Origin of the sequence: Paraburkholderia sp. MM6662-R1, from assembly GCF_050436245.1 — a bacterium.
GTDB lineage: Bacteria > Pseudomonadota > Gammaproteobacteria > Burkholderiales > Burkholderiaceae > Paraburkholderia > Paraburkholderia tuberum.
Genome location: NZ_JBNDLV010000001.1, coordinates 4,288,311 through 4,313,796, shown reverse-complemented (window position 1 = coordinate 4,313,796; position 25,486 = coordinate 4,288,311). Strand labels below are relative to the sequence as shown.

Genomic DNA, 25,486 nt, shown 5'->3' with positions numbered 1-25,486 from the left:
CAAAGGCTGTTGCCGGCTGCGGTGCCTCACCGCGAGCCGGCATTTTTTCATTTCAAAAGTGGCTTGTACTGAATCCATGTCCGGCACCCTCGCCCTTACCGAACAACTGATCGCGCGCGCGTCCGTCACGCCCGACGATCAGCATTGCCAACGTCTCCTGATCGAGCGCCTCGCCGCGCTCGGCTTCGAGCACGAGACGATCGAATCCAACGGCGTGACCAACCTGTGGGCCGTCAAACGCGGCGTCGACGGCACGCAAGGCAAGCTCCTCGCGTTCGCCGGCCACACCGACGTGGTACCGACCGGCCCGCTCGAACAGTGGCGCTCGGCGCCGTTCGAGCCGACCCACCGCGACGGCAAGCTGTACGGCCGCGGCGCGGCGGACATGAAGGCGTCGATCGCCGGCTTCGTCGTCGCGAGCGAGGAGTTCGTCGCCGCGCACCCCGCGCACCGCGGCTCGATCGCATTCCTGATCACGAGCGACGAGGAAGGCCCCGCCACCGACGGCACCGTCAAGGTCGTCGAAGCATTGCAGCAGCGCGGTGAGCGCATGGACTACTGCATCGTCGGCGAGCCGACCTCGAGCGAGCGTTTCGGCGACATGGTCAAGAACGGCCGGCGCGGCTCTATGTCGGGCAAGCTGATCGTCAAGGGCGTGCAGGGCCATATCGCCTACCCGCATCTGGCGAAGAATCCGGTGCACCTGCTGGCGCCAGCGCTCGCCGAACTCGTCGCCGAGCGCTGGGACGAAGGCAACGAATATTTCCCGCCGACCACCTGGCAGGTGTCGAACCTCCACAGCGGCGCCGGCGCGACCAACGTGATCCCCGGCCACGCGGACGTGATGTTCAACTTCCGCTTCTCGACCGCGAGCACCGTCGAAGGACTGCAAAAGCGCGTGCATGCGATTCTCGACAAACACGGCCTCGAATACGAACTGCAATGGACCGTGAGCGGCCTGCCATTTCTCACCCCGAGCGGCGAGCTGTCGAGCGCGCTCGCGCAGGCGATCAAGGACGAAACCGGCGTGGACACCGAACTGTCGACCACCGGCGGCACGTCGGACGGCCGCTTCATCGCGCGCATCTGCAAGCAGGTGATCGAGTTCGGTCCGCTGAACGCGAGCATCCACAAGATCGACGAACATATCGAAGTCGCCCATATCGAGCCGCTGAAGAACGTGTATCGCCGCGTGCTCGAACAACTGATCGCGTAACCTGGAACTTTGCGATGACGCTTCCTTTTTGCACCGTCCGCGACCTGCTGCGTTATGCAGTGTCGCGTTTTAGCGAGGCCAAACTGTCGTTCGGCCACGGCTCGGCCAATGCCTACGACGAAGCCGCCTATCTGATCCTGCACACGCTGCATTTGCCGCTCGACCTGCTCGAACCGTTTCTCGACGCGCGCCTGACCACGGCCGAAATCGAGGCGGTGCTGAAAGTGATCGAGCGACGCGCCGCCGAACGCGTGCCGGCCGCGTACATCACGCAGGAAGCGTGGATGCACGGCTATCGCTTTTACGTCGACGAGCGCGTGATCGTGCCGCGCTCGTTCATCGGCGAGCTGCTGCAGGACGGCCTGCAGCCGTACGTCGAGGACCCCGAGCAGGTCGGCGCGGTGCTCGAACTGTGCACCGGCTCCGGGTGCCTCGCGATCCTCGCCGCGCACGCGTTCCCGAACGCCGACGTCGACGCGGTCGATCTGTCCGCGCCCGCGCTCGAAGTCGCGACGCGCAATGTGCTGGACTACCACCTCGACGAGCGCATCGCGCTGTTCGAAGGCGATCTGTATGCGCCGCTCGCCGAGCGCCGCTACGATGTGATCATCAGCAATCCGCCGTACGTGAACGCCACGTCGATGCGGGAGCTGCCGGCCGAATACAAGCACGAGCCGGAGATGGCGCTCGCCGGTGGCGCCGACGGCATGGACATCGTGCGCCGGATCATTGCCGACGCGCGCAACTGGCTGACCGAAGACGGCGTGCTCGTCATCGAGATCGGCAACGAACGCGAGCACGTCGAGGCCGCGTTCGGCGGTCTCGACCTCGTGTGGCTGTCGACCAGCGCCGGCGACGACAACGTGTTTCTGATCCAGGCCAGCGACTTGCCGGTCTGAGTCCGGCATGCTGACCGTTTGATCGTCGTTTCAAGCGCGTTTCTCAGGCAGGGTCACGAGCAATCGCCGCGGCAGCGCGTGGCCTTGCCCGCCACTGCAGCCTGAGCCCGTTGCCCGACGCGTTCGCCGCAGACCACGGAGCGAGCCCGTGCCCGCCTCCGTTTCCTGAACCACGGCGCTTCGCCAACTGTTCGCGAGCTTATGTCATTCGACCTGCTTCACGTCGGCACGCTGGTTGCTGTTGCCCACATTCTCGGCATCATCGCGGCCGCTCACGCGATTCTCCATACCCGCACCTCGCAAGGGGCGATCGCGTGGGCCGTGTCGCTGGTCGCGATGCCTTATCTGACGCTCATACCCTACCTGTTCCTTGGCCGCAGCAAGTTCGCCGGCTACGCGGACGCGCGCCGCGTCGAGAACGAGCTGCTGCGCACGCGCGCGCATCCGCAGGTGTGGGACACGCAGGCGTCGTCGGCCGGGGTGCCGACGCAGCAGCTCGGCTCGCGGCTCGTGCAGTCGCTGACGCGCCTCGGCGGCATGCCGTTCCTGCCCGGCAATACCGTGCGCACGCTGGTCAACGGCACGGCGACTTTCGAGGCGATCTTCGAGGCGATCGAGAACGCGCGCCGCTATGTGATCGTGCAATTCTTCATCGTGCGCGACGACGCGCTCGGCGACATGCTGAAGGACGCGCTGATCGCCAAAGCCAAACAGGGCGTGCGGGTCTACTTCCTGTACGACAGTATCGGCAGCTTCGATCTGCCGCACCGCTACGTCGCGGCGCTGCGCGCCGCCGGCATCGAGATGCAGCCGTTCGCCACGAACCGCCTCTTCGTCAACCGTCTGCAACTGAATTTCCGCAATCACCGCAAGATCGTGGCGGTCGACGGCGAGCGCGCGTTTGTCGGCGGTCATAACGTCGGGGTCGAATATCTGGGCGCGAAGCCGCCGCTGTCGCCGTGGCGCGATACGCACATCGAAGTGCGTGGTCCGGCGGTCGCAAGCATCCAGTTCGTCTTCATCGAGGACTGGTACTGGGCCACGCAGCAGTTGCCCAAGTTCGACGCGCCGGCCGCGGATTCCGTGACCCCATCCTTCGACCAGCCCGGCGACCACGGCGCCAACGAGCGCGCCGCGAATAACATGCACTGCCTCGTGCTGCCGAGCGGCCCGGCCGACAAGCAGGAGACCTGCTCGCTGTTTTTCGTTGAAGCAATCAACGCGGCACGTGAACGCATCTGGATCACGACGCCCTACCTCGTCCCCGACGAAGCCGTATTCGCTGCGTTGCGCCTCGCTGCGCTGCGCGGCGTCGACGTGCGCATCCTGATTCCGAGCCGGCGCGATCACCTCGTGGTGTTCGCGGCGTCGAAGCTCTATGCGTACGACTCGCTGCGCGCGGGCATTCGCATCTTCCGCTATCAGCCGGGCTTCCTGCATCAGAAGGTCGTGCTGATCGACAGCAGCGCGGCCGCGATCGGCAGCGCCAATCTCGACAACCGCTCGTTTCGCCTGAACTTCGAGATCATGGTGCTGACCGTCGACCGCGGCTTCGCGCTCGAAGTCGAGACGATGCTGCTCGACGACTTTGCCGAGTCGCGCGAAATCGACGGCGACGAGTACCGCAAGTCGAGCGCGCTGCGACGCATGCTGATGCACGTCGCGCGGCTCTTTTCGCCGATCCTGTAGGCGTGCCCGCTTACAGCAGCGCTTCGATATCCCCGGTGATCGCCTCGGGCTTGGTCAGCGGCGCATAGCGCTTGACGACGTTGCCGTCGCGGCCGATCAGAAACTTCGTGAAATTCCACTTGATCGCCTCGAGACCGAGCAGTCCCGGCGCCTCGATCGTCAGATAGCGGAACAGCGGGTGCGCGTTCGGGCCGTTCACGTCGATCTTGTCGAACATCGGAAACGTCACGCCGTAGTTCTTCTCGCAGAAGCTGCCGATCTGCGCGGCGTCGCCCGGCTCCTGCTTGCCGAACTGGTTGCACGGAAAACCGAGCACCGCGAGCCCGCGCGCCGCGTACGCGTCATACAGTTTCTGCAAGCCCGCGTATTGCGGCGTGAACCCGCATTCGCTCGCGGTATTGACGATCAGCATCACTTTGCCTTCGTACTGCGCGAGACTCGCTTCCTCGCCGCCGAGCGTGCGTGCCGAAAACGAAAAGATCGATGTCATGTGCCCTCCCGTGAAAGCCGTCAGTCTATGCCAAAAGCGCTGCCGATACAGTCGGCCGGATGGCCGATGAGCGCTGCGCGCGAAGTGACAGACCGGCAATCGGCGCCGCGCGCCCGGCAACGCGCCGGGCAGTCTAAAATAGCGGTTTTCTTCAGCCGGCCACGTCGTGATCCGCTTCAATCAGTTCAGCCTCGCGCGCGGCACCAAGCCGCTTTTCGACAACACCACATTCACCTTGAACCCCGGTGAAAAAGCCGGCCTCGTCGGAGCGAACGGCGCGGGCAAGTCGACGCTGTTCGCCGTGCTGCTCGGCGAGCTGCACGCGGACGGCGGCGATTTCTCGATCCCGCCGACCTGGCGCATCGCGCACGTCGCGCAGGAAACGCCCGCGGTCGACAAAACCGCCCTCGCCTACACGCTAGACGGCGACGCCGCGCTGCGCGACATCGAAGCGCGCATCGCTTCGGCCTCCGCGGCGCACGACGGCGCGGCAGAAAGCCGAAGCGCACGCCGCGTTCGCCGACGCCGACGGCTACACCGCGCCGGCTCGCGCCGAAGCGTTGCTGCTCGGCCTCGGCTTCACGCTCGACCAGACCCGCGAGCCGGTCAGCAGCTTCTCGGGCGGCTGGCGCATGCGCCTGAATCTGGCGCAGGCGCTGATGTGCCGCTCCGATCTGCTGCTGCTCGACGAACCGACCAACCACCTCGACCTCGACGCGATCGTCTGGCTGGAAGATTGGCTGAATCGCTATGCGGGCACGCTGATCGTGATCTCGCACGACCGCGAGTTTCTCGATTCCGTCTGCAACGTCACGCTGCATCTCGAGAACCAGCAGATCAAACGCTACGGCGGCAACTACTCGCAATTCGAAGTGCTGCGCGCGCAGCAGATCGCGCTGCAACAGAGCGCGTACGAAAAGCAGCAGCGCACGGTCGCGCATCTGCAGAGCTACATCAACCGCTTCAAGGCGCAGGCCACCAAGGCGCGTCAAGCGCAAAGCCGGGTGAAAGCGCTCGAGAAGATGGAGCTGATCGCGCCCGCGCACGTCGGGTCGCCGTTCACGTTCGAGTTCCGCACTCCCGACTCCGCGCCGAATCCGATGATGGTGATGGAAGACGTGCGCTGCGGCTACCATGCCGAAGACGGCAGCGAGATTCCGATCGTCGAGCGCGTGATGCTGTCGATCCAGAATGGTCAGCGCATCGGCCTGCTCGGCGCGAACGGCCAGGGCAAGTCGACGCTGATCAAGACGCTCGCGGGCACGCTCGAACCGTTGAGCGGCCACGTACGCGAAGGCAAGGGTCTGCGCATCGGCTACTTCGCGCAGCATCAGCTCGAAACGCTGCGTCCGGACGACACCCCGTTGCAGCACCTCGCGCGTCTCGCGCCCGATACGCGCGAGCAGGAGCTGCGCGACTTCCTCGGCAGCTTCAACTTTTCCGGCGACATGGCGACCGCGAAGATCGCGCCGTTCTCGGGCGGCGAGAAGGCACGCCTCGCGCTCGCGCTGATCATCTGGCAAAAGCCGAACCTGCTGCTGCTCGACGAGCCGACCAACCACCTCGACCTCGAAACGCGCCACGCGCTAACGATGGCGCTCGCGCAATTCGAAGGCACGCTGATCCTGGTCTCGCACGACCGGCATCTGCTGCGCGCGACGACCGATCAGTTCATGCTGGTCGCGAAGCATCGTCTGCAGGAATTCGACGGCGATCTCGACGACTACCGCGACTGGCTGCTGCAGCATGCGGCCGAGCAGCGCGCCGCGCTGAAGGCCAATGCTTCCGGTGCGTCGGACGCAGCGTCCAACGGCGCGGCAAGTGGCGACAGCAACGTCAATCGCAAGGAACAGCGCCGCCTCGAAGCGGAAACGCGGCAGAAGCTCGCGCATCTGAAGAAGCCGCTGCAAAGCCGCATCGCGAAGATCGAAAGGGAAATGGACGCACTCAACGCGGAGAAAGCGACGCTCGATACATTCGTCGCCGATCCCGCGAGTTACGAACCGGAGCAGAAGAGCAAGCTGACGGAGGCGATCCGCCGTCAGGCAGACGTGAACGCGCGCCTCGACACGCTCGAAGCCGAATGGCTCGAGACGCACGAGGAACTCGAACAGATCGGCTAGCGGCACCGCGCCGGCATCCACGGGAGCTTGGCCTTGTCATTTGCGAATTCATCGTCCGGCTTATCGGCCCCAGAATCCGTAGCTGCATCGGCAGCCGATGCGCCGCCGTTGCAAGGACTGCGCGTGCTCGACCTCACGCGTCTGCTGCCGGGTCCGGTGGCCGCGCTGCGCCTCGCCGAGCTCGGCGCCGATGTGCTGAAGATCGAGGCGCCCGGCGCGGGCGACCCGACTCGCACGATGATGCAGTCGTCGAGCGATCGTGTCGCGGGCCGACCCGGCGCGTTTTACCGGATGGTCAATCGCGGCAAGCGCGAGACGCGCCTCGACCTCAAGTCCGAAGCAGGACGCCAGGTGCTGCGCGCACTCGCGGCTGAAGCCGACGTGCTGATCGAGAGCTTCCGGCCCGGCGTGATGGAGCGGCTCGGCCTCGGCTACGCGACGCTCAGCGCAGCCAATCCGCGGCTCGTCTTTTGCGCGATCAGCGGATATGGCGCGAGCGGTCCGTTCGCGGACCATGCCGGCCACGATCTGAATTACATCGGCTATGCAGGCGTGCTCGATCAACTGGCGAACCGCGACGGTGCGCCGATCCTGCCGAACTTCCAGATCGCCGATCTGCTCGGCGGCGCATTGAGCGCGGTCACGCAAATTCTCGCGGCGCTCTGGCATGTCGCGCGAGGCGGCGCGGGCCGCTTCGTCGATGTATCGATGACGCACACGAGCTATGCGCACAACTTCGTCGCGCAGGTGTCGCTCGTCAACGAAGGTGCGGCGCCCGCCGCGGGCAGTGGTCTGTTGAACGGCGGCGTGCCCTGCTACAACCTCTACCGCACCAGCGATGAACGCTGGCTCGCGGTCGGCGCGCTCGAATTGAAGTTCTGGGAAACGCTGTGCATGGCGCTCGATCGGCCGGAATGGGCGACGCGTCACTGGAGCCTGGGTCAGGCGATCGGCGGTCCCGATGCCGTGGCACTCATTCAGGAAGTCGCCAATCTGATTGCGACGCGCACGCTCGGCGAATGGGTGGAATCGCTGGAATCGCTCGATTGCTGCGTGTCGCCGGTGCTGACGCCCGCTGAAGCGGCGCAGCATCCGCTGTTCAATCCGCACGCGTATGCGGCGGTGGCCGCGAGCGCCGCCGACTCACACGACGACGAGGCCTAATGCGCGTGGCGAAGCCGCGACGCGGGCGCAATGAAGATCAAGGCCCGGTCAATCGAAAAACCCGCCGCCGTCAACGCCGCGTCGGCGTCTGCCTCGGCAGCGTTTGCCGAGGCGACTTTTCGTCGTCGTACAGCAGGTGCTTGCGGCCTCCCACATGGCGGCTGATCGTGGCACGCACTTCGGCGGCCGTTACGTCTTCGGCCACCACCCGCCGCGAGATCTGGCCCGCGGTGTCGATCCACTCGACGATCCGGCAAGCGCCGCCCCACGGCTGATGAATCGGGGCGGAGACCCGGCAGCCGCGCACCTGGATGTTATGGTGGGCAGCGGTTTCACGAGACTGTTTCAAGGCGCGATCCTTTTTCGAGCATCAGACGGGATGCATATCCTTACAGCTTAGAAAAAAGGTATGGCGACCAGGTTACAGCCAATATGAAGATATTTACCGGGCATTACGGTACCGCAAGCGTACAAAGTACTGGCGAGCCGTCCCGGCCCCCGTCTATTCGAGCGTGCGGACGCGGTCGATGGCCTGTTCGATCCGTTCGACCGCAACGACCTGTAAGCCTTCGATTGGCTGTTTCGGCGCATTGGCCTTCGGAATCACCGCCACCGAGAAGCCGAGCTTGGCTGCTTCCTTCAGGCGCTCCTGACCGCGCGGCGACGGCCGGATTTCGCCGGCGAGGCCCACTTCGCCGAATACGACGAGCCCCTTCGGCAGCGGCTTGTTGCGCATCGACGAATGGATCGCGAGCAATACCGCGAGGTCGGCGGCGGGCTCGGAGATCTTCACCCCGCCCACCGCGTTCAGGAACACGTCCTGATCGAAACAGGCGATGCCCGCGTGCCGATGCAGCACCGCGAGCAGCATCGCGAGCCGGTTCTGTTCGAGGCCGACCGCAAGGCGTCGCGGATTTGGCGCGTTGGCCGCATCGACGAGCGCCTGCACTTCGACGAGCAACGGCCGCGTGCCTTCCTGCGTGACGAGCACACATGAGCCCGGCACCGACTGCTCGTGCTGCGATAAAAACAATGCCGACGGATTCGCGACGCCGCGCAAACCACGCTCGGTCATCGCGAACACGCCGAGTTCGTTGACCGCGCCGAAACGGTTCTTGATCGCGCGCACGAGACGGTACGACGAGTGCGTATCCCCCTCGAAATACAGCACCGTATCGACGATATGTTCGAGCACGCGCGGACCCGCGAGCGCGCCCTCTTTCGTCACGTGCCCGACCATGATGATCGTCGTGCCCGACTGCTTGGCGATGCGCGTGAGTTGCGCCGCGCACTCGCGCACCTGCGCGACCGAGCCCGGCGCCGATGTCAAAGCATCCGAATAGACGGTCTGGATCGAATCGATCACGGCGACTTCAGGCCGTTGCTCCGTGATCGTCGCCTGAATTTTTTCGAGCTGGATTTCCGCGAGCAATTGCAACTCGCTTGCCTTCGAGCCAGGTTCGAGCAACGCCAGCCGTTGCGCGCGCAACGCGATCTGCGCGCCAGATTCTTCGCCGCTGATATAGAGCGCGCGTTTGTCCGCCGCGATTTCCGCGAGCGATTGCAACAACAGCGTCGATTTACCGATGCCCGGATCGCCGCCGATCAACACCACGCCGCCCGGCACGAGGCCGCCGCCGAGCACGCGGTCGAATTCGCTGACGCCGGTGGAAAAGCGCGGCACGTCCGACGCGTCGATGTCGGCGAGGCGCCGTACCGGCGTGCTCTTCGCGAACGACTGGAAACGGTGACCGGACGGCGCCTCCGCGACCGATTCGACGAGCGTGTTCCACGTCTGGCAGGACGGGCATTGACCGGACCACTTCGGCGACTGTCCGCCGCATTCCCCGCAGATGTACAACGTCTTCGCTTTCGCCACGCGTTACTCCGCCCGAACCGGCACACGCGGCGCGACCGCGCACATCAGCTCGTAGCCGATCGTGCCGCAGGCCTGCGCGACGTCGTCGATGGGCAGCCCGGTGCCCCACAATTCCACGCGCGAGCCGACGTTGGCGGTCGGCACCGGGGTCAGGTCGACGGTCAGCATGTCCATCGACACACGTCCAACGACCCGTGTGCGCACGCCATCGACGATCACCGGCGTGCCTTCCGGCGCGACGCGCGGATAGCCGTCCGCGTAACCGCACGCGACCACGCCGATACGCATCGGTCCGCGCGCAGTGAACCTCGACCCATAGCCGACCGAGCTGCCTTCGCCGAGCGTCTGCACGGCGATCAGTTCCGACGCGAGCGTCATCGCGGGCTGCAGGCCCGTGCCGTCGATCGCGGCCGTCACGCCGGACGGCGACGCGCCGTACAGGATGATGCCCGGACGCACCCAGTCGAAATGCGCTTCCGGATGCCACAGCGTCGCGGCCGAATTCGACAGACTGCGGGCACCGGCGATGCCCTGCGCGCCGCGCTCGAACGCCTCCATCTGATGCGCGATGCCGCGCTCGGCATCGGCATCGGAAAAATGCGTCATCAACGTGATCTGGCCGACGCCCTGACAGGCGCGCGCACGTTCCCACGCGGCACGGAATTTTTCGACCGTGTAGCCGAGCCGGTTCATGCCGGTGTTCATCTTCAACTGAATATTGACCGGTTTCGACAGACGCGCCATTTCGAGCATGCGCAGCTGCTCGTCCGAATGCAGCGCCGTGGTCAAACTGTAGCGGTCGATTACGTCGATGTCGGTCGGCCGAAAAAAGCCTTCCAGCAGAAGAATTGGACCCGCCCAGCCCAATTCACGCAACTTCACCGCTTCTTCGAGGTCCAGCAGCCCAAAGCCGTCCGTAGCGCGCAAACCGGGGAACACGCGCGCGAGGCCATGCCCGTAGGCATTAGCCTTGACGACGGCCCAGATTTTCGATTTCGGCGCATAGCGCCGCGCGACAGCGAGGTTATTGGCGAGAGCAGCGGTATGAATCGTGGCGGAAAGGGGGCGCGGCATGGGATTTTTTCGTAAAGACACTTGCGAATCAGCGGCTTACAGGGCGTTTTCAGCGCTCGGCGGCCCGCTGGGCGGTGCGATCAAGAATTCTGCTAGTCCGAATTCAGCTATTTTCATGATATAAAGCCGTGCGCACAACCCATTTCGATCGGCATAAGCCCGGACACATGACAAACGGCCGGGGCGGACAGACCGCAGCGAGGACAGCATCGCATCAGATGAAAAAAGGTTTTTACACCATCATGGCCGCGCAGTTTTTTTCGTCGCTGGCCGACAATGCGCTTCTGATCGCTGCTATCGCTCTGCTGAAAGATCTTCACGCTCCGAACTGGATGACGCCGCTGCTCAAGCTGTTTTTTGTGCTGTCGTACGTCGTTCTTGCCGCCTTCGTGGGCGCATTCGCCGACTCCCGTCCGAAAGGACGCGTGATGTTCATCACCAATACGATCAAGGTGGTTGGCTGCATAACGATGCTGGTCGGCGCGCATCCGCTGATTGCGTACGGCATCGTCGGCTTCGGCGCGGCGGCCTACTCGCCCGCCAAATACGGCATTCTCACCGAACTGTTGCCGCCTGACCGGCTCGTTGCCGCGAACGGCTGGATCGAAGGCACCACGGTCGGCTCGATCATTCTCGGCACGGTGCTCGGCGGCGCGCTGATCAGCCCGCATATCGCCGCGCCGATTCTCAAATGGCACATCCCCACCGTGAACACGCCCGCGGAAGCCGCGATGGTCGTGATCATGGCCATTTACGTGATCGCCGCGCTGTTCAATCTGCGCATTCCCGACACCGGCGCGCGCTATCCGCGACAGGAGCACGGGCCGATCCGCCTGATCACCGATTTCGCCGACTGCTTTCTCGTGCTGTGGCGTGACAAGCTCGGACAGATTTCACTCGCCGTGACGACGCTGTTCTGGGGTGCGGGCGCGACGCTGCAATTCATCGTGCTGAAGTGGGCCGAAGTGTCGCTGGGCATGTCTCTGTCCGAGGCGGCGATCCTGCAGGCGGTGGTCGCGGTTGGCGTCGCGTTCGGCGCGATTTTCGCGGCTTCGCGTGTGCCGTTGAAGAAGTCGCTGTCGGTCTTGCCGGTCGGCATCATGATGGGTATCTCCGTGATGCTGATGGCGTTCTACACGCGCGATCTGTTTCCCCCGCATTGGGGCGTGTATTTTGGCCGCATGCACGTGTCGGGCTATCTGATTTTCGCGTATATCTTCCTGATGTTCGTGGGCGGCCTGTCGGGCTTTTTCGTCGTGCCGATGAATGCGCTGCTGCAGCATCGCGGGCACGTGCTGCTGTCGGCGGGCCATTCGATCGCCGTGCAGAACTTCAACGAGAATCTGTCCGTGCTCGTGATGCTGTGCCTGTACGCGGTGCTCGTGTGGCTCGACGTGCCGGTCACCATCGTGATCGTTCTGTTCGGCACCTTCGTCTGCCTGATGATGTGGCTCGTGATGCGACGCCATCAGGCGAACCAGCGCGCCTTCGATTCGGTCGCGCTGATCGGCGAAGCCAAGCACTGATCGGCTGCGCCGGGCCGGCCGCGGCACACACGAGCGCGCCCCCCTTCTTCCTCGCTCGACCATGACTCAATCGATTCCCAATGTGCTGACGATCGCCGGTTCCGACTCCGGCGGCGGCGCCGGCATTCAGGCCGATCTGAAGACCTTCTCCGCGCTCGGCGCCTATGGCGCGAGCGTGATCACCGCGCTGACCGCGCAGAACACGCGCGGCGTGACCGCGATTCACGCGCCGGACCCGGGCTTCGTCACCGCGCAGCTCGACGCGGTGTTCGACGACATCCGCATCGACGCGGTGAAGATCGGCATGCTCGCGAATGCGCCGATCGCGCGTGCGGTCGCCGACGCGCTGCGCCGTCACCAGCCCAAACACATCGTGCTCGATACGGTGATGATCTCGAAGAGCAATCACGCGCTATTACTACCCGATGCGGTCGCGGTGGTACGCGACGAACTGCTGCCGCTCGCCGATCTGCTGACGCCGAATCTGCCGGAAGCGGCCGCATTGCTGGGCATGCAACCCGCCGCCGACGAAGCCGGCATGGTCGAGCAAGGCGAAGCGTTGCGCGCGCTCGGCGCGCGCTCGGTGCTGATGAAGGGCGGCCATCTGAGCGCGACCGATAGCCCCGACTGGCTCGTGCAGGAAAGCGGCACGCTGCGTCTCGGCGGTCCGCGCGTGCCGGTGAAGAACACGCACGGAACGGGCTGCACGTTGTCGTCGGCGATCGCGGCCTTGATTGCGCAGCGCGACGATCTCGCTAGCGCGGTCGCCGATGCGAAGGTTTATCTGACGGGTGCGTTGCAGGCGAGCGAGCGGCTCGACGTCGGCCACGGCGTGGGGCCGGTGCATCACTTTCATCGGTGGTGGTGAGCGACGTCATGCTTCGCGTAACGCCGCGCGTGCTCGGGCCAGTCGTCGGGCACGATAAAACCGCGCGAGCGTTCAAGTACACGCCCCGTGTTGTCTGCGATGAATCCGGCGAGCATCGTCGGGCCGTGTTGCGGTGAGATCTGCGCGGCGAGCGTGTTTGCGTCGACGTACCACGTGTCGTCCGCACCCGCTTGCGTTCGATATTGCGGCGCGAGCCATTCGAGCCGCGGCAACACCCCCCACCTGTGCGCATGCGCGCACGCGAAAGCCGGCCAGTCGCGATGCGTGACCCACCAGCCGCGACCGTGCGCGGGATCGAGTTCGGCAGGATCGGTGGGCATCTCGCCATGCCGGTAAAACAGCCAGCCTTTGACGAACATCTGCGGCGTCCACGCGCCCGCATAGCCCGTCGAGGCAAATTCCTCGCGCGCGCTGAGCGGTAACTGATGGTCGAGCAAATGCGCGAGCTTCAGATCGAGGCGGTCTTTCAGATTGGGGCCGACATAATCGGCGAGACGCGCCGCCTCTGCCCCATTCGTATCGCCCGCATGCAGATAGCACTTCACCGCGAGTTCCCAATGCAGTCGCGCGCCCTGGCGCGTGCGCACGAGGAAATCGCATTCACCGAGCGTGAGGCCCGCATGTCGTAGCGGCACACCCGCTGCGATCAGTTGCGTCGCCGGTCCATGACGAAGAAAAAAGCCCAGCAGGCGTTCGGCGTAGCGGCCAAGGCGCGTGATACGCGTGGCCGCGAGATCCTGACGCAGAAGTGCCGGCGCGGCGTCGAGCGCGCGCAGCCAGTCGAGCGTGGCCTGCAATTCCTGCGGTGTGCCGAAAGGATCGGCGAGCGCGCCTGTGGGAAGCTGAGGGCGCAACAGATCGGGACTGAGCAGCAGCCACGCGAGATCGCGGACAGCGGGATCGCGCAGCGCATCGACTGAAGCATCGCCACGCAAACCCAGCAAGGTATCGAGAAGCGCCGCGCGGCTGACAGACGCGGCGGGCATGCGCGCCGCCGGTCCCTCGGGCATCGTCACTTTGATTCGTTCGACGGCACGCCGCCGTTCGCGAGCCACGTGGCACGCGCGAGGCACAGATCCGCCCAGGCCTTGGCCTTGTCGGGCAGGCTACGCAGCAGATAGGCCGGGTGATAGGTGACGATCACCGGCACGCCCTCGTACGTGTGGACGCGGCCGCGCAACGACGAAATGCTCGCGTCGGTCTTGAGCAGACTTTGCGCGGCGAAACGGCCGAGCGCGACGATCAGCTTCGGCTTCACGAGCGACACCTGACGCTGTAGATAAGGTTCACAACGCGCGACTTCGTCCGGCTGCGGATTGCGATTGCCAGGCGGCCGGCACTTGATCACGTTCGCGATATACACGTCGGTGCCGCGCGCGAGCGCGAGCGAGTGCAGCATGTTGTCGAGCAGCTTGCCGGCCTGGCCAACGAACGGTTCGCCTTGACGGTCCTCGTTCTCGCCGGGCGCTTCGCCGATCAGCATCCAGTCGGCCTCGCGATCGCCGACGCCGAACACCGTGTTCACGCGCTTCTCGCACAGCCGGCACGCCTCGCATCCGGCGACGCGCTCCGCGAGCGCGTCCCAGTCGAGTGTGTGGATAGACGGCAGCGCGGGCGCGTCGCGGCGCGCTTCGGCGGGCGCGGCGGCCGATGCGGTCGGATCGTCGAACCACGCGAAGTCGTCCTCGGAAGGGGCGTCGAAAGTCGGCGGGGCTGAAAAGTCAGTTTGCGGTTCTGATGTTTCGCGCCGCGCTGCAGTTTCGTCGAAGCGCGGCGTGGATTCGCGCTGCACTTGCGGCGGCTGCACCTCGGCGGACGCGCGCAGCGGTTCGCGCGAGGTCTGCGTCGCAGGCTCCGCGCGACGCAAGTCTGCCGCGTGTTCCCGCGGCGACTGCAGCGCATCGCTCTGCCCGGCCTCCTCTCGCGCCGCGAGTCCGCGACGCACCCACAACGGCGCGAGTCCGAATTCTTCGAGCACCGATTCATGCAGCGCCATCTGCGCCCTCCGTGGCTAACGACAGACGCATCACGATCGCGTCCTCCCGGCCGCGATGCCGCGCCGGATAATAATTTTTGCGCCGGCCGATCGACGCGAAGCCGAAGCGCTCGTACAACCGGATCGCCCGATGATTCGACGGCCGCACTTCGAGCAGCAGCCCCTCGAGCCTCTCCGCGTGCGTGATGCGCACCGCCTCGCGCAGCAGCGCGAGGCCTGCGCCGGCGCCTTGTGCTTGCGGCGTGACGCACAGATTCAGCAGATGCATTTCATCGACAACTGGCATCAGCACGCAGTAGCCGATCAACGTCCCCGTCACGTGACGCAGACAGACGCCGAAATAGCCATTGCGCAGCGAGTCGCCGAAGTTGCCGCGGCTCCACGGAAACTCATACGCAAGTTTCTCGATCGCGGCGACTTCGTCCAGGTCGCTTTCGGTCATCGGCGACATGTAGCGGTCCGTGAGCAGCACGCCGCTCATGGGCGCGCCTCGTCGTGGGACGGTTGGCCGGAGCCGCCATCGGGCGCGTGCTGCGCGGACTGCTCGGCGCTATGAGCCGCTTTGGCTGATTTCGCCGCTTTGTCGGCCATGCGCTCTGCGGTCGTCTGCGCGACCTTGTCGCGCACGTACTCGGGTGCGGCCTGATCGGCGCGCACCGTGCGGCCCGCATGAAACGCGCGCAGCGCCGCGTACGCGAGCGGCAACGCATGCGGCAACGCTTGGCCATCGACGCTCCGCGCGGCCGCGACCGCCGGCAAGCGCTCGCCGAACGCGGCGGCCGCGTTGCCGGCGAGTGTGAATGGCACGTCGGGCAGCACGAGCCGCTCGGGTGCATCGAGCGTCGCCGCCTGCACGGTGCGCCATTCGTGTTGCGTGTCGTCCCACGCGTAGTCGGCCCAGTAGATTTCGTCCATGCGCGCGTCGAGCGCGGCGAGCACGCGCGTCGTCGACGGATCGCGCAGGCGGGCGCTCTCCGCGCACGCGAGCAGCGTGCCGATCGGTACGACCGGCAGGTTCAGGCCGAACGCGAGGCCTTGGGCGACGCCGGTCGCCGTACGCAGTCCGGTGAACGAACCCGGACCCGAGCCGAACGCGATCGCGTCGCAATCCGCCAGCGTGAGGCCGGCTTCGTCGAACAGTTCGCGGATCGCCGGCAGCAGGCGGGTACTGGACACCGCGCCGGTTTGTTCATGACGAACCCAGACGCGCGGTTCGGCGCTGGGCTGACCGGCGGCATCGACGGACGCGGACACGAGCGCCGCCGAGCAGAACTCGGTCGATGTATCGAGGGCAAGGAGCACTGTTTGAGTCATGGACCGTATTGTAATCGGCGCGGTGCGCGTGAATGGTGGTTTGCGCGGCCGCGCCGCCCGGCTTCGCGGCCGTCATCGTTTGGAATAAGCCCTCGGTCCCGGGGCGGCGGGCAATTGCTATGATTTTCGGCCGATCTCATCTATCCCGCCACGCGGGCCAAACGACCATGACCGACATCAATTCCCAGTTCGAGCAAGCCCAGCAAGACGTCAAGCAACTGCCCGAGCGTCCGGGCAACCTGACGCTGCTGCGTCTCTACGCGCTCTTCAAGCAGGCGAGCGAAGGCGACGTGCACGGCGACAAGCCGGGCTTCACCGACATCGTCGGCAAATACAAGTACGATGCGTGGGCGGCGCTCAAGGGCACCGCGCAGGACGCCGCGAAGCAGCAATACGTCGAACTCGTCGAATCGCTGAAGAGCGGCACCGCGGCCTGAGTTTCCGGCGCGCCAATCATCTGCCGAAATGGCCGTCTGGCAACGCTGCGACCGCCTCGCGGCGGTTTCGGCCACGAAGCTCCGGGCGGCCGCCCTCACTCGCCTACTTCATGCCGACACTTTCTTCTGTCGGAATTGCCCGAATGGTGGCGCAGTGCAGCAAATGTCGCTACAATGCCGCCTGCGCTTCACTGCTTTGTCCGTTTTTTCCAGCGGTCCTCGCGGCGCAGCGTCCATAGCGTTTGCTCCAATCCAGTTTAGAACCTGTCCCCTTCTGCCTAGCCCACTCCGGGCTCAAGTCCCAGGCTGGCGACTCGCCATGTTGGCACGTCGCATCCGATACAGCTTCTAACGAAAAACTCGCCTTCATTGTCGCGAGTTGCCCCCGTTTTTCGATTTGCTCGCTGCTGTTTTGCTCGCTGAATCCGACGACTTGGGTATGCCGATTGGCGTTGACGTTTTCATCCGATGAACCACCCAGGATCGTTTTCAAGGATTCACATGACTTTGAGCAACACCCTCAGCAGCCCGTTGAACGCCATCGCCGACGAAACACTCGGTCTTTCGCCCGCCGCTCCCGAAGCCGCCGCGCAGGCTGACGCCAAGCCGACCTTCGCGTCGCTCGGCCTGTCCGCGGACGTCGTCTCCGCGCTGACCGCCGCCGGCTACGAGCACCCGACGCCGGTGCAGCAACGCGCGGTGCCGGCAGCGATCGCCGGCCGCGATCTGCTGGTTTCGAGCCCGACCGGCTCGGGCAAGACCGCCGCGTTCATGCTGCCCGCCATCGAGCGTTTCTCGCAGCTGCAAAAGACGCAGGCGAGCCAGCCGCGCGAGCCGCGCCCGGCCGACGGTGGCCGCGGCCGCCGTCCGCAGCCGGTCGCGCGTCCTACCATGCTGGTGCTGACCCCGACCCGCGAACTGGCGATGCAGGTCACGACCGCCGCCGCGACCTACGGCAAGCACCTGAAGCGCCTGCGCACCGTCAGCATTCTCGGCGGCGTCGCTTATGGCCAGCAGCTGATGCTGCTCGCGAAGAACCCTGAAATCCTCGTCGCGACGCCGGGCCGTCTGATCGACCACCTCGAGCGCGGCCGCATCGATCTGTCGCAACTGCAGATCCTCGTGCTCGACGAAGCCGACCGCATGCTCGACATGGGCTTCATCGACGACATCGACACGATCGTCGCCCAAACGCCGGCTACGCGTCAGACCATGCTGTTCTCCGCCACGCTCGACGGCAAAATCGGCTCGCTGACCGGCCGTCTGTTGAAGGACCCGGAGCGGATCGAGATCGTCCAGCGCTTGGAACAGCGCACCAACATCGCGCAAACCGTCCACTACGTCGACGACCGCGATCACAAGGACCGTCTGCTCGACCATCTGCTGCGTGACGACGGCCTCGACCAGGCCATCGTCTTCACGGCCACCAAGATGGACGCCGACCAGTTGGCGGGCCGTCTGGCCGACGCCGGCTTCGAATCGGCCGCGCTGCACGGCGACCTGCCGCAAGGCGCGCGTAACCGCACGATCCGCGCACTGCGCGAGCGCCGCGTGCGCGTGCTGGTTGCGACCGACGTCGCCGCTCGCGGTATCGACATCCCGGGCATCACGCACGTGTTCAACTACGACCTGCCGAAGTTCGCCGAAGACTACGTGCACCGTATCGGCCGTACCGGCCGTGCGGGCCGCTCGGGTATCGCCGTGAGCCTCGTGCATCACGCCGAGCAGGGCGCGTTGAAACGCATCGAGCGCTTCGTGCGCACGCCGCTGCCGGTCAACGTCGTCGAAGGCTTCGAGCCGCGCAAGGCGGCGCCCTCGGGCAATGGCCGTCCTGGCTTCGGCGGCCGCGGCCGTCCTGGCGGTGGTAATGGCCGTCGCTTCGGCAGCGGCTCGGGCAAGCCGGGCGGCTACGGCGGCTCGCGCAACGGTAACGGCACTGGCAACAGCAACAGCAACGGCGGCGGCTGGGGCAACAAGTCGGCCGGCGGTTCGCGCGAAGGCTTCGGCTCGCGCGAAAGCCACGGCGGTTCGCGCGAAGGCTTCGGCGGTGGCTCGCGTGACGGCTACGGCGCGCGCCGCAACGACGGTCCCCGTTCGGCACGTCGCGGCAGCTAATAGCGACCCACCTGACCGACCGGATGGCTTCGCACCGTCCGTGACACAGAAGAAAACCGGCGCTCGGGCGCCGGTTTTTTTTCGTCTATCGACTGCCCGCCCCAAATTTCACGATGTAAAAAATTTTTTTGCGTCGTAAAAAATCATGCTGCAAAGCACAAGAAGGACTATTGCAACAGGGAAAATATCGTTTCTTATCGCGAAACGAAGGCATCAAGTCATTGATTTTATAGAAAAATAAATATTGGGAAAACGCTTTGCGGCACCTACTGCGCGTCCTTCGATTTGCCTAGACTCTTATATAAGACTTCACGAAACAGAACGCCTCTCCGGGCCCCACGCTTCGAGAAGACAGAGTCACCCATCCTCCATAACTGGCATCGAAGGAGCACATCATGACCATGACCCGCGAACAGCAAGTGCAGCAACTCAAGCAGCAATGGGAATCGGACCCGCGTTGGAAAGGTGTCAAGCGCACCTACTCGGCCGAAGACGTGGTGCGTCTGCGCGGCTCGGTGCAACCTGAGCACACGCTCGCGAAGCGCGGCGCGGAAAAGCTGTGGGCCGCCGTCAACAACGAGCCGTTCGTCAACTCGCTCGGCGCGCTGACCGGCAACCAGGCGATGCAGCAGGTGAAGGCTGGTCTGAAGGCAATCTATCTGTCGGGCTGGCAGGTCGCGGGCGATGCCAACGTCGCCGGTGAAATGTATCCGGACCAGTCGCTGTATCCGGCCAACTCGGTGCCCCTCGTCGTCAAGCGCATCAACAACACGCTGACGCGCGCCGACCAGATCCAATGGTCGGAAGGCAAGAACCCGGGCGATGAAGGCTACGTCGATTACTTCGCGCCGATCGTGGCCGACGCGGAAGCCGGTTTCGGCGGCGTGCTGAACGCGTTCGAACTGATGAAGGCGATGATCGAAGCGGGCGCCTCCGGCGTGCACTTCGAAGACCAGCTCGCATCGGTCAAGAAGTGCGGTCACATGGGTGGCAAGGTGCTCGTGCCGACCCGCGAAGCCGTCGCGAAGCTGACAGCCGCGCGTCTGGCCGCCGATGTGTCGGGCGTGCCGACCGTGCTGCTCGCCCGCACCGACGCGGAAGCCGCCGACCTCGTGACCTCGGACATCGACGAGAACGACCGCCCGTTCCTGACCGGCGAGCGTACCGTCGAAGGCTTCTACCGCACGAAGCCCGGTCTCGAGCAGGCAATCTCGCGCGGCCTCGCCTATGCGCCCTACGCAGACATGATCTGGTGCGAAACCGGCAAGCCGGACCTCGAGTTCGCCAAGAAATTCGCCGACGCGATCCACAAGGAGTACCCGGACCAACTGCTGTCGTACAACTGCTCGCCGTCGTTCAACTGGAAGAAGAACCTCGACGACGCGACGATCGCGAAGTTCCAGCGCGAACTCGGCGCGATGGGCTACAAGTTCCAGTTCATCACGCTGGCCGGCTTCCACGCGCTGAACTACTCGATGTTCAACCTCGCGTACGGCTATGCGCGCAACCAGATGACCGCGTTCGTCGAAATGCAGCAGGCGGAGTTCGCGGCGGCCGAAAAGGGCTTCACCGCGGTCAAGCATCAGCGCGAAGTCGGCACCGGCTACTTCGACGCGGTCACGCAGACGGTCGAGCGCGAAGCATCGACGACCGCGCTGCACGGTTCGACGGAAAACGAGCAGTTCTTCGACAAGAAGGTCGCCTGAGATCAGCCAGTCGGGTTATGCAGTCCCGTGGCCTGACCGCAGGAACGATCGGCAAACGTCGAGCGGCACCACCAGAGTGCCGCCGACGCAGGGAGGGCCGTGCCGTGCTGGATTGGCAGGAGCGTCAGCGCGAACGCCGACGGCCGGAGAGTCTCAAAGAAGCCAGCACGCGGCAAGCGTGCGGCGAACCTGAACGCGCCGGCAGCGCCGCCGGCGCGCTTTTTTTCGAAGGCGGTGCATGCCGGCACCCTGCCGGCAGTGCCAAGCGATTCAGCGATAGACGATCACAGGAATTTTCGTATGCGTGAGCACGCGCTGCGTTTCACTGCCGATCAGCAGGCTGCCGAGCCCGCGCCGCCCATGCGATGCCATGAAGATCACGTCGCAGCGCCCCTGCTCGGCCGCTTCGATGATGCCGAGATACGGCGCCGGATGCACGCTCGTGCGGCTCTCGACACTGACGCCGACGCGGTGCGCCGCATGCTCGACTTCGCGCAGATGCACGCGCGCCTCGCGCTCGCTGCGTTGCAGGAACTCGCCGGGCGGTTCGACCACGACATCGGAGAACGGCGAGTACGGATATTGCGGCAGACAGGCGTATGCGGTAACGCGGGCGCCCACGGCCTGCGCGAGGTCGATCGCGCCCGCTATCGCCTTGCGTGACAGATCTGAACCATCGGTCGGAACCAGGATGTGCCTGAACATGATCCCCTCCGTCGCCGGCTGCCCGCAGCACGGCGTCAGCGTCCAACAAAGCCCAGGGTGCAGGCAGCTCGAAACGATTGTAATGCGTATGAATGCGGGTATTCGCGTCTGTCTGGAGATTGGCGCATCAGTCCCAGTAACCGGGTTCGCCGTACGTATGCTTGAGAAAGTCCAGAAACAGCCGCACCCGCAGCGGCAGATGACGGCGCTGCGGGAATACCGCGTGGATGCCGATCGGCGGCGCGGCGAATTCGTCGAGCACGCTGACGAGGCGGCCCGCCGCGATCTCCGCGCCGACCTCCCACCACGAGCGCCACGCGAGCCCGTGTCCGGCGAGACACCATTCGTGCAGCACCGCGCCGTCCGAGCACTCCATCGTGCCGGATACCTTGATCGACACGACCTTGCCGTCGTGCTGAAACATCCAGCCGCGCTGCTGGTTCGCGCTGGCGCCGAGCGCGAGGCAGTTGTGGCGCGCGAGATCGGCCAGGCTGTGCGGCGCGCCGCGCCGGCTCAGATACGCGGGCGACGCGACGCATACGCGCCGGTTCTCCGCGAGCTTCAGCGACACCAGCGACGAATCGGGCAACTCGCCGAGCCGCACCGCGCAATCGAAGCCTTCGTTGACGAGGTCGACGAGGCGGTCGGACAGATCGAGCGTGATCGACACGTCCGGATGCGCGACCGTGAACGCGGGCACCAGTGGCGCCACGTGCCGGCGCCCGAAGCCGGCCGGCGCCGACAGCCGGAGATGGCCGCTCGCCTTCACGCCGCCCGCCGACACGCTCGCCTCGGCGTTCTGCATGTCGTGAAGAATGCGCTGGCAGTCTTCGAGAAAGGCCGAGCCTTCGAAGGTCAGCGTGATCTTGCGCGTCGTGCGCACGAGCAGCTTCACGCCGAGGCGCTCCTCCAGTGCGTCGATGCGCCGGCCGATGATCGCGGGCGCGACGCCCTCGGCGAGCGCCGCCGCGGACAGGCTCCCTTTGGCCGCGACAGTGGCGAAGGTCTCGATCTGCTTGAAACGGTCCATGAACGATACGCGCCGCGGCGAGGCGGAAAAGTGAGCAGTGCGCGTCAGATTAGGTACGCAAAAGTAAAAGATCAAGTGATCTTTAGCCTATTTTTTAGCACCTAAGGTCAGCAATACAATCGATCCCGACCTCTGACAGGAGCGCATGGCAATGTCGGCCACAACGACACCTTCCCCGCGAGCAGTGATTTTCGACGCCTACGGCACGTTGTTCGACGTGCATTCGGTGATCGCCGCCGCGGAGCAACTGTTCCCCGGCCACGGCGACGCGCTGTCGCAGCTCTGGCGCCAGAAGCAGATCGAATACACGCAATTGCGCACGCTCGCCGCGCGCAGCGACGCCCCCGGCGAACACTACCGCCCGTTCTGGGACATCACGCTCGACGCGCTGCGCTTCGCCGCGAAAAGACTGCAGCTCACACTCGGCCCCGCGGCCGAAAAGCGGCTGATGGACGAATACGCGTGCCTGTCCGCATTTCCCGACGCGGTGCCCGTGCTGCGTGCGTTGCGCGAGGCCGCCGCCGCGCCACGCGTGGGGCTCGCGATTCTGTCAAACGGCAATCCGCAAATGCTCGATATCGCGGTCAAGAGCGCCGGCATGAATGCCCTCTTCGATCACGTGCTGTCGGTCGACGCCGTGCGCGCGTACAAACCCTCGCCTGCCGCGTATGCGCTCGGCCCCGACGCGTTCGGCGTGGCCGCGCGCGAGATCGTGTTCGTGTCGTCGAACGGCTGGGACGTCGCGGGCGCGACATGGTTCGGCTTCATGACATTCTGGCTGAACCGGCAGAACCTGCCCGTCGAAGAGCTCGGCGTGACGCCGCATGGCACCGGTAGCGGCATGAACGATCTGCTGGACTTTCTGCGCACACTCGCGACGTCGTCACGCTCGAGCGGCGGCCGTCGAACGAATGTTCCTGGCAGTGGCAGTCGCAAGCGCGCCGGCCCGCGCGTATGACGGCGTCCCCCGCATTCGGCAATCCACTTCCCCTTTTCAACCTTCGCATTTTTGCAATCTGACCGACCAAGGAAAAAACATGGCTAATCCGCTGTCGTTGCCGCAAGGCATGGAAATCACCGGCGACATCAAGCCCGGCTTTGAAGCGATCCTCACCCGCGAAGCGCTGGAACTCGTCGCGGCCTTGCACCGTACGTTCGAGCCGCGCCGTCAGCAGTTGCTGCAGGCGCGCGTCGAGCGCGCGAAGCGGCTCGACGCTGGCGAGCGGCCCGACTTCCTCGCCGCCACGAAGAGCGTGCGCGAGGGCGACTGGAAGATCGCGCCGCTGCCGCAGGATCTGCAGTGCCGGCGCGTCGAGATCACCGGCCCCGTCGAGCGCAAGATGATCATCAACGCGCTCAATTCGGGCGCCGACTCCTACATGACCGACTTCGAGGATTCGAACGCGCCGAGCTGGGACAATCAGATCACCGGTCATATCAATCTGAAGGACGCGGTGCGCCGCACGATCTCGCTCGAACAGAACGGCAAGTCGTACCGGCTCAACGACAGGACCGCGACGCTGATCGTACGTCCACGCGGCTGGCATCTCGACGAGAAGCACGTGAAGGTCGACGGCCAGCGCGTGTCGGGTGGCATCTTCGATTTCGCGCTGTACATGGTGCACAACGCGAAGGAGTTGATCGCGCGCGGCTCGGGTCCGTACTTCTATCTGCCGAAGATGGAGAGCCATCTCGAAGCGCGGCTGTGGAACGACCTCTTCGTCGCCGCGCAGGAAGCGGTCGGCGTGCCGCGCGGCACGATTCGCGCGACGGTGCTGATCGAGACGGTCGTCGCCGCGTTCGAAATGGACGAGATCCTGTACGAGCTGCGTGAACATAGCTCGGGCCTGAACGCGGGCCGCTGGGACTACATCTTCTCGGCGATCAAGAAGTTCAAGAGCGACCGCGACTTCTGCCTCGCCGATCGCTCGCAGATCACGATGACCTCGCCGTTCATGCGCGCGTACGCGTTGCTGCTGCTGAAGACCTGCCATCGCCGCAACGCGCCGGCGATCGGCGGCATGAGCGCGCTCATTCCGATCAGGAACGATGCGGCCGCGAACGACAAGGCGATGGCCGGCGTGCGTTCAGACAAGGCGCGCGACGCGGGCGACGGCTACGACGGCGGCTGGGTCGCGCATCCGGGCCTCGTGCCGGTCGCGATGGAAGAGTTCGTCAAGGTGCTCGGCCATCGGCCGAACCAGATCGGCAAGCAGCGCGTCGACGTGCTCGTGAGCGCGACCGACCTGCTCGACTTCCGCCCGGAAACGCCGATCACCGAAGCGGGCTTGCGCAACAACATCAACGTCGGCATTCACTACCTCGGTTCGTGGCTCGCGGGCAATGGCTGTGTGCCGATTCACAACCTGATGGAAGACGCGGCCACCGCCGAGATTTCGCGCTCGCAGGTGTGGCAGTGGATCCGCTCGCCGAAGGGCAAACTCGACGACGGTCGCAAGGTGACGGTCGAACTGGTGCGCGAGCTCGCGGCGCAGGAGCTCGACAAGGTCAAACAGACGGTGGGCGGAGATACGAAGCCGTATGAGCGTGCCGCGCAGCTCTTCGAGCAGATGTCGACCGCGGAGCAGTTCACCGATTTTCTGACGCTGCCGCTTTACGAAGAGATTTGATGGTGTTGATGATGCGGGCTCGAGCGCCTTGGGCCTGCTCGAGCCAGGGGACCCCATCGGCTTGAACGACGGCACGCCGCGGACATACGTGGCGCGCCGTTTTTTTTTGCTCGCCTTCGTGGACCAGCTCAGCGCGTGCGCCGATGTTCGACCCAATCTCCTGAACGGATCTCGGGCAGCCCTTTTACGGCGCTTGGCGCGACCGGATAGAAGCGGCAATTCACGACGTTGCCGTCCACTTTGACCATCACCTCACGTGCCAGAAAACGGGACTCGACGCCCGGATACATGGCTTCGATTTCGTCGAGCACCGCGACGAGCGCATCGTCGATTTCATAGACGTCGCCGAGCACGTCGATGCCCGCTTCGTCGACGACGAGACCCGGATAGTCGCCAAAATCGAACAGATGGCCGCGCACGGTGGTACTGCCGAGCAGGCTCGGTGCGGGGATGTCGTTGCGCGCGGCGGCTTCGCTGATGTCGTTGGTTTCACCGGCACGCAGCGTGCCGTAGACAAAGACGGTCTGCATCGTCGTTGAGTCTCCATGGTCAGAGGTGATGTCGGTGGCTCGGGGGCCATCGGGACATTATGCAACGGCGGCCC

Annotated in this window: 23 protein-coding genes and 1 pseudogene; 12 read left to right on the top strand and 12 right to left on the bottom strand. The window is 65.1% G+C overall.

The window, feature by feature from the left end:
• Positions 1–76 precede the first annotated feature (76 nt).
• The 3 genes from dapE to cls all read left to right on the top strand — a co-directional run bounded on the left by dapE (position 77) and on the right by cls (position 3,804).
• Complete coding sequence (gene dapE, locus OKW39_RS20435; RefSeq protein WP_090800606.1) at positions 77–1,216, top strand: succinyl-diaminopimelate desuccinylase; 1,140 nt, start codon at positions 77–79, stop codon at positions 1,214–1,216.
• Positions 1,217–1,230: 14 nt separating this feature from the next.
• Positions 1,231–2,115, top strand: coding sequence for a 50S ribosomal protein L3 N(5)-glutamine methyltransferase (gene prmB / locus OKW39_RS20430; protein WP_429360775.1), 885 nt, complete (start codon positions 1,231–1,233; stop codon positions 2,113–2,115).
• Between the two features lie 201 nt (positions 2,116–2,316).
• Positions 2,317–3,804 (top strand): cardiolipin synthase, encoded by a 1,488-nt coding sequence (gene cls / locus OKW39_RS20425; protein WP_429360773.1) that lies wholly within the window; start codon positions 2,317–2,319, stop codon positions 3,802–3,804.
• Between the two features lie 10 nt (positions 3,805–3,814).
• Here the strand turns inward: cls and OKW39_RS20420 are convergent, their stop codons facing one another.
• Positions 3,815–4,294, bottom strand: a complete 480-nt coding sequence (locus OKW39_RS20420; protein ID WP_090800611.1) for a glutathione peroxidase — start codon at positions 4,292–4,294, stop codon at positions 3,815–3,817.
• 166 nt (positions 4,295–4,460) lie between these two features.
• On the opposite strand from OKW39_RS20420, the pseudogene OKW39_RS20415 reads away from it, so the two are divergent.
• Both OKW39_RS20415 and OKW39_RS20410 read left to right on the top strand, forming a co-directional pair.
• Positions 4,461–6,417 (top strand): annotated as a pseudogene (locus tag OKW39_RS20415) (ATP-binding cassette domain-containing protein).
• A gap of 108 nt (positions 6,418–6,525) precedes the next feature.
• A complete protein-coding gene (locus OKW39_RS20410) occupies positions 6,526–7,581 on the top strand; it encodes a CaiB/BaiF CoA transferase family protein (RefSeq protein ID WP_090800614.1) in 1,056 nt (351 codons plus the stop codon).
• 70 nt (positions 7,582–7,651) lie between these two features.
• Here OKW39_RS20410 and OKW39_RS20405 read toward each other — a convergent pair whose 3' ends face one another.
• The 3 genes from OKW39_RS20405 to alr all read right to left on the bottom strand — a co-directional run bounded on the left by OKW39_RS20405 (position 7,652) and on the right by alr (position 10,534).
• Positions 7,652–7,930, bottom strand: coding sequence for a DUF2866 domain-containing protein (locus tag OKW39_RS20405; protein WP_429563372.1), 279 nt, complete (start codon positions 7,928–7,930; stop codon positions 7,652–7,654).
• 153 nt (positions 7,931–8,083) lie between these two features.
• A complete protein-coding gene (radA, locus tag OKW39_RS20400; RefSeq protein WP_429563371.1) occupies positions 8,084–9,460 on the bottom strand; it encodes a DNA repair protein RadA in 1,377 nt (458 codons plus the stop codon).
• 3 nt (positions 9,461–9,463) lie between these two features.
• On the bottom strand, positions 9,464–10,534 hold the full coding sequence (gene alr / locus OKW39_RS20395) for an alanine racemase (protein WP_090800619.1): 1,071 nt from the start codon (positions 10,532–10,534) through the stop codon (positions 9,464–9,466).
• A 218-nt stretch (positions 10,535–10,752) separates the two neighbouring features.
• Between alr and lplT the strand changes: the two genes are divergently transcribed.
• Positions 10,753–12,060, top strand: coding sequence for a lysophospholipid transporter LplT (gene lplT / locus OKW39_RS20390; RefSeq protein WP_184056931.1), 1,308 nt, complete (start codon positions 10,753–10,755; stop codon positions 12,058–12,060).
• 61 nt (positions 12,061–12,121) lie between these two features.
• Positions 12,122–12,928, top strand: coding sequence for a bifunctional hydroxymethylpyrimidine kinase/phosphomethylpyrimidine kinase (gene thiD, locus OKW39_RS20385; protein ID WP_429563370.1), 807 nt, complete (start codon positions 12,122–12,124; stop codon positions 12,926–12,928).
• On the opposite strand, the gene OKW39_RS20380 is transcribed toward thiD, so the two are convergent.
• From OKW39_RS20380 to tsaB, 4 genes are read right to left on the bottom strand one after another with little or no spacing between them, the layout of a single operon-like run.
• On the bottom strand, positions 12,913–13,965 hold the full coding sequence (locus tag OKW39_RS20380; protein WP_429563369.1) for a DUF1853 family protein: 1,053 nt from the start codon (positions 13,963–13,965) through the stop codon (positions 12,913–12,915). The genes thiD and OKW39_RS20380 overlap by 16 nt on opposite strands.
• Positions 13,962–14,945, bottom strand: a complete 984-nt coding sequence (locus tag OKW39_RS20375; RefSeq protein ID WP_429334779.1) for a uracil-DNA glycosylase — start codon at positions 14,943–14,945, stop codon at positions 13,962–13,964. The genes OKW39_RS20380 and OKW39_RS20375 overlap by 4 nt, the downstream gene beginning before the upstream one ends.
• On the bottom strand, positions 14,932–15,426 hold the full coding sequence (gene rimI / locus OKW39_RS20370) for a ribosomal protein S18-alanine N-acetyltransferase (protein ID WP_018417621.1): 495 nt from the start codon (positions 15,424–15,426) through the stop codon (positions 14,932–14,934). Before rimI ends, OKW39_RS20375 begins: the two co-directional genes overlap by 14 nt.
• Positions 15,423–16,259 (bottom strand): tRNA (adenosine(37)-N6)-threonylcarbamoyltransferase complex dimerization subunit type 1 TsaB, encoded by an 837-nt coding sequence (gene tsaB, locus OKW39_RS20365; protein ID WP_429293275.1) that lies wholly within the window; start codon positions 16,257–16,259, stop codon positions 15,423–15,425. The genes rimI and tsaB overlap by 4 nt, the downstream gene beginning before the upstream one ends.
• 167 nt (positions 16,260–16,426) lie before the next feature.
• Here tsaB and OKW39_RS20360 point away from each other — a divergent pair, with 167 nt between their 5' ends.
• The gene (locus OKW39_RS20360) at positions 16,427–16,696 is read left to right on the top strand and encodes an acyl-CoA-binding protein (protein WP_184056944.1); all 270 of its coding nucleotides are present in this window, start codon (positions 16,427–16,429) and stop codon (positions 16,694–16,696) included.
• A gap of 169 nt (positions 16,697–16,865) precedes the next feature.
• On the opposite strand, the gene OKW39_RS20355 is transcribed toward OKW39_RS20360, so the two are convergent.
• Positions 16,866–17,189: a hypothetical protein gene (locus OKW39_RS20355; protein WP_184056947.1), complete on the bottom strand. Its 324-nt coding sequence runs from the start codon at positions 17,187–17,189 to the stop codon at positions 16,866–16,868.
• Between the two features lie 8 nt (positions 17,190–17,197).
• On the opposite strand from OKW39_RS20355, the gene OKW39_RS20350 reads away from it, so the two are divergent.
• Positions 17,198–18,811, top strand: a complete 1,614-nt coding sequence (locus tag OKW39_RS20350; protein ID WP_429563368.1) for a DEAD/DEAH box helicase — start codon at positions 17,198–17,200, stop codon at positions 18,809–18,811.
• Positions 18,812–19,212: 401 nt separating this feature from the next.
• Positions 19,213–20,517: an isocitrate lyase gene (gene aceA, locus OKW39_RS20345; RefSeq protein WP_090805352.1), complete on the top strand. Its 1,305-nt coding sequence runs from the start codon at positions 19,213–19,215 to the stop codon at positions 20,515–20,517.
• 270 nt (positions 20,518–20,787) lie between these two features.
• On the opposite strand, the gene OKW39_RS20340 is transcribed toward aceA, so the two are convergent.
• A complete protein-coding gene (locus OKW39_RS20340; RefSeq protein WP_090800630.1) occupies positions 20,788–21,222 on the bottom strand; it encodes a universal stress protein in 435 nt (144 codons plus the stop codon).
• Positions 21,223–21,349: 127 nt separating this feature from the next.
• Positions 21,350–22,252, bottom strand: coding sequence for a LysR family transcriptional regulator (locus tag OKW39_RS20335; protein ID WP_429334782.1), 903 nt, complete (start codon positions 22,250–22,252; stop codon positions 21,350–21,352).
• A gap of 151 nt (positions 22,253–22,403) precedes the next feature.
• Here OKW39_RS20335 and OKW39_RS20330 point away from each other — a divergent pair, with 151 nt between their 5' ends.
• Together OKW39_RS20330 and aceB are read left to right on the top strand one after the other, a co-directional pair.
• Entirely contained in the window at positions 22,404–23,210 is an 807-nt protein-coding gene (locus tag OKW39_RS20330; RefSeq protein ID WP_429563367.1) for a haloacid dehalogenase type II, read from the top strand.
• Positions 23,211–23,289: 79 nt separating this feature from the next.
• A complete protein-coding gene (gene aceB / locus OKW39_RS20325; protein ID WP_429563366.1) occupies positions 23,290–24,882 on the top strand; it encodes a malate synthase A in 1,593 nt (530 codons plus the stop codon).
• A 128-nt stretch (positions 24,883–25,010) separates the two neighbouring features.
• Here aceB and OKW39_RS20320 read toward each other — a convergent pair whose 3' ends face one another.
• Positions 25,011–25,412, bottom strand: coding sequence for a gamma-glutamylcyclotransferase family protein (locus OKW39_RS20320; protein WP_429563365.1), 402 nt, complete (start codon positions 25,410–25,412; stop codon positions 25,011–25,013).
• Between the last annotated feature and the right edge of the window lie 74 nt (positions 25,413–25,486).